At 70.6% G+C, this 4,209-nt stretch carries 4 protein-coding genes and 1 pseudogene; 2 read left to right on the top strand and 3 right to left on the bottom strand.

Annotation, left to right across the window (positions count from 1 at the left end; translation table 11 throughout):
* Together R6V09_RS47450 and R6V09_RS47445 are read left to right on the top strand one after the other, a co-directional pair.
* A partial coding sequence (locus R6V09_RS47450; protein WP_317887662.1) for a PucR family transcriptional regulator occupies positions 1-499 on the top strand: 499 nt, incomplete at its 5' end.
* Positions 500-594: 95 nt separating this feature from the next.
* Positions 595-1,236, top strand: coding sequence for a cutinase family protein (locus R6V09_RS47445; RefSeq protein ID WP_317887661.1), 642 nt, complete (start codon positions 595-597; stop codon positions 1,234-1,236).
* Between the two features lie 53 nt (positions 1,237-1,289).
* On the opposite strand, the gene R6V09_RS47440 is transcribed toward R6V09_RS47445, so the two are convergent.
* The 3 genes and pseudogenes from R6V09_RS47440 to R6V09_RS47430 all read right to left on the bottom strand — a co-directional run.
* Entirely contained in the window at positions 1,290-2,960 is a 1,671-nt protein-coding gene (locus tag R6V09_RS47440; RefSeq protein ID WP_442810272.1) for a hypothetical protein, read from the bottom strand.
* A gap of 169 nt (positions 2,961-3,129) precedes the next feature.
* Positions 3,130-3,564: an OsmC family protein gene (locus R6V09_RS47435; RefSeq protein ID WP_317887659.1), complete on the bottom strand. Its 435-nt coding sequence runs from the start codon at positions 3,562-3,564 to the stop codon at positions 3,130-3,132.
* Positions 3,565-3,634: 70 nt separating this feature from the next.
* A pseudogene (locus tag R6V09_RS47430) lies at positions 3,635-4,209 on the bottom strand (serine protease); the annotation flags it as partial.

The raw sequence follows: 4,209 nt of genomic DNA, 5'->3' as shown, positions 1-4,209 counted from the left end.
CCGGTCGTTCGTCCTCGGCCTGGGCGGCCGTCCGGCGGCGATCGGTCCCACGGTCCCGGTGTCCGAGGCCGCGCGGTCGTTGCACTGGGCCACGCGGGCACTGGGGCTGATGGGGCGCGGGGTGCTGCCCCGGCAGGGTGTGGTGCTGTGCGCCGACCATCTGTCGACCCTGCTGCTGCACAGCGACGAGCCGCTGCTCGCGCAGTTGGAGGCCCGGGTCCTGGCACCGCTCGACGCGGCTTCCGAGGGCCAACGCGCCCGGCTGGCCGAGACGTTGCTCGCCTGGCTGCTCAGCGGCAGCAATGTCCCCGACGTCGCCGCCCGGCTCCACATCCACCCGCAGACGGTCCGCTACCGCCTGCGCCAGCTGGAGAAGCTCTTCGGCGAGTGCCTGCACGACCCCGGCACCCGTCTGGACCTGATTCTCGCGCTGCGGTCGGCGTCGTCGCGGGAGAGCGAGCGCGACTCACGGCCCGACAAAAACAGGGACGGTTTCTGAATTCCCGTCCATAACACCCGGTGAGACAACGCGAATACCTTCGAGGTGTCCTTTCCACAGGCGCGTCCCACGCGCCCCACCCTCAAAGGATTCTCATGCGTATTCGCTTGTGCCTGGCCGCTCTCTCGCTGGTCGGCGGGGCCGGTCTCGCCACCCTCACCGCGCCCACGGCGTCCGCCGCCACCTGCTCGGACCTCGACGTCGTGGCGGCTCGCGGCACTTTCGAACCGGGGACTCTCGGTGTGATCGTCGGCGACCCGGTGTTCTCCGCGCTCCAGCAGAAAATCACCGGAAAGACCCTCTCCAGCTACGCGGTGAACTATCCCGCCGACCTTTCCCTGACGTCCGCCGCGACGGGAAACGCCGATTTGGTGAACCACGTCAACGCGCAGGCGGCGGCCTGCCCGAATCAGCGTCTCATTCTCGTCGGCTATTCGCAGGGCGCGAATGTCGTCGACAACTCCATCGGAATCAGCAGCGACGGCGCGGTGGTCGGCAGCCCGATCGTGGCGACCATCCCCGCCGCCGTCGAGCCGAGAGTCGCCGCGGTGCTGCTGTTCGGCAACCCGATCCGCGCCCTCGGCAAGAGCGTCACCGGCACCTACCAGAGCCGCACCATCGACTTCTGCGCCACCGGTGACCCCATCTGCCAGAACGGCGGAACGGACGTGCTGGCCCACCTCGGCTACACCTCCGACGCCGACGCGGCGGCGACGTTCGCCGCCGGCAAGGTCTGAGCCGTAACAGCACTGCGGGGCCCGGGAGTTGATCCTCCCGGGCCCCTGTCGGTCTACTTGGGTGACGCGGCGAATCCGGCGAGGCTGCTGGAGACGACTTCGGGCCGGCCGTTGTTCTGGACGGGCGCCGCCGTCAGGACGTCCAAGTGCTGGTAGCCGGGGGCGATCACCGGGTGCAGATCGGCCGGGATGCGGCCAGCGAGGAGCCCGTCCCCCGCGAGCACGGTGAGCGTCGGCTTAGCGGTCAACCCGCCTGGGTGGACGACGAGTTGCTTCACCTGCGGAGAGGTCGCCAGCTCGATGTCGGTGACCAGCTTGGTCGGGAAGTACTGCTCGGTGAAGTCCAACGGCTGCTCCCCCATGCTGCGGGCCAGCTCGTGGATGTCGGTGACCTCCTTGGAGGCGTTGGTGAAGGGGGTGCCGTCGGCCGACCGGTACCCGGGGTCGTCCGCGTCGCCGACCCGGTCGTAGTTCCGCCAGGTGTAGAGCGGCCCGTGCGGCTGCGCCGGAATCGCCTTGTACTCGACGCCGAACAGCTGCGACTGCCCCGAACTCCCGTTGGCGGCGGGGAAGTTCTTGTCGGTGACCGGTCCGCCGTCGAAGAGGCCCACACTGCTCTGCAGGAACGCCAGCGGTTCGGAGTTGTCGTCCATGAGCGCCCCGAGCACGGCGTCGTTGGTGAGCAGGAAGTCCTTCACCGCGGGCGATCCGGTGAGGAAGGTGGCGGTGTCCTTGGAGAACAGGAAGCGGTTCGTGGCCTCGATGTTGACGTTGGAGGGCAGCGAGGCGGGCAGGTCCGACTCGCCGTCCGGGTCGCGTGCGGCGCCGAGGCCCGCGATGGCGAGCAGGGTCATGGTCTCGGGGTTGAGCAGCACCGACGCGGACAGGGAGCGCGACAGCACCCCGCTGTCGAGCCCCGCCTGTACGACGGCGTAACCGAGCCCGATGTCGGGCAGGTCGGTGTCGTCCGGGATGCCGCCGCTCAGGTCCGCGAGCGAGGTGGAGATCGTGGTGTCGAGGGCGAAGTAGCCGGCGCACTGGTTCTGTCCGGCGTCCGCCGTGGTGGCGGGGTTCCCGTCGAAGTCGGCTGTCGCGAAGTACCCGGTGATCACCCCGCCGAGCGAGTGCCCGCCGCACAGCACCTTGTTCGCGCGCACCCCTTGATCGGGCAACTCGGCGACGAGCAGGTCGTATTCGTCCCGCACGGTCTGCTCGATGCCGAGCTTCGCCATCCAGCCGAGTTGGTCGTTGCCGACGAACCCGGCGAAGGTCCGGCCGTCGACGGCCTTGCCCCGGTAGTAGTAGTCGACGGCAGTGTGCTGGTCGCCGGAGGCGATACCGGTGGGGTCCTCAAGGCAGTTGGAGCGCCGGTCCAGGGCCCAGAACTCGAAGTGCCGTCCCTGCGCGGCGGCTTGGGCGACCGTGTTTCGGGCGACGCTGTCGAAGGCTCCGGCCCCTTCCAGGATGCCGGGCTGGGCCACGAGGACGCGGTCCGCGTCCGCCGAGGCGCGCGGGCCGTCGGCGGAGCGGTAGCGCAGATACGACAGCCAGTCGCACGCCGCCGGCCGGGCGCCGAACGACTGCGGTAACGGCACTTTCACCCGCACCACCGACTCGACCACACCGTCGGCGGGATAGGTCGAAGCGACCGGGGTCTCGGTGCGGGCGCTCGCGCCCTGTGCCTGCGGGGCGGCGGCGGTGAGCGTCCCGGCGGTCACCAGCACCGCCAGCGCGGCACCGCGCCACGTCCTTGCTCTTGTCCGTCCTGTGCTGCGACTCGTCTTCATGGCCGGACCGTAGGGCGCTCGCGCCCCGGGAATCGGACAGTGCTCACAAGAACACAGCGCACGGCGGCACCCTTGTCACCGGTCCGCAGAGAACACGCCGACGAGGTCAGGCGTCCTTGATCGTCGCGGTGACGGGTGTGCCGGTCTCCACCGTGCGGCTGACCGTGCACAGCCGGTCGTGGGAGACGGTGACCGCCCGGGGCAGGATGGCGCGGGCCCGGTCCCCCGCCTCCCCCTCCGGGAAGGTCACGGCGAAGGTGACCGCCAGGTCGGTCATGCGGTTGCCGAGTTCGTCGCTGACCTTGTTGCCGGTCACGGTGACGGTGAAGCCGTCCGGCTCGGTGTGCCGGGTGGTGGCGACGTCGACGTCGGCCGCGGTGCAGCCCCCGATCGCGGCGAGCAGCAGCTCGACCGGGGTGAACTCGGTACCGCCGCCGGCGGCGGTACCGAAGTCGATCGTGCCGCCGCGGGTGTTGGTCGCGGTGAAGCGACCGGGGGCGGTGCGGTCGACGGTGACGAGGCGCAGGGAGTTTTCGTTCATGCCGGAGATCCTTCCAGAGACCTCGACCGGATCGTCCGAGGCCGCCGAGATCGTCCCCGGAAGCTCCCCCTCAGCCGGCGGCCGACCGGGCGCGGCCGATCTCGGCGGCGACCGGGGCGTGGGCCAGGTACTGCGCGATGTCGTGCGCCCGGTCCTTCCGGTTGGCGCAGAGCACGTCGCGAACGCGGTCCCAGGTGTCGCCGAGCGGACAGCCGATGGCGACGGCGTCCGCCGCCGCCCACGCGTTGAGCCACTCGTCGACCTGACCGGGCCGGACCGCGCCGTGGGCGAGCAATCGCCTGTACACGGCGTCCAGTCCGAGCGGACTGCCGGCCGTCACCAGCAGGGGTACCGAGATCCCGTCGGGCAGCTTGGTGCACAGGTCGAGCGCGACGACGGTACCGAGACTGTGGCTGACCAGCACGATCTCGCCGTCCTCGGGCAGCCCGGCCAGGACCGCCTTCAGCACGGTGTCGCGTACCGACCTGTCGCCGAGGTAGGCCGCGACGTCCCGGAACACCGCCGCGATCACGACGTCGTCGAGTCCGCTGCGCGCCGCGATCCAGGACAACGGCCGCTGCAGTGCGGCGACCACCCCGCCGAGCAGGCCCGACTCCTGCGCGGCCTCGGGCTTCTGCTCCGGCA

Origin of the sequence: Streptomyces sp. W16 (assembly GCF_033194735.1) — a bacterium.
In the GTDB taxonomy this organism is placed as follows: domain Bacteria; phylum Actinomycetota; class Actinomycetes; order Streptomycetales; family Streptomycetaceae; genus Streptomyces.
Note: the sequence above shows the minus strand (reverse complement) of the source record. Positions and strands in the feature narration are given on the sequence as shown.

Bases quoted from the DNA above. Each gene is read 5' to 3' on its own strand.
- R6V09_RS47445 (WP_317887661.1), top strand. From the start codon at position 595: ATGCGTATTCGCTTGTGCCTGGCCGCTCTCTCGCTGGTCGGCGGGGCC.
- R6V09_RS47435 (WP_317887659.1), bottom strand. From the start codon at position 3,564: ATGAACGAAAACTCCCTGCGCCTCGTCACCGTCGACCGCACCGCCCCC.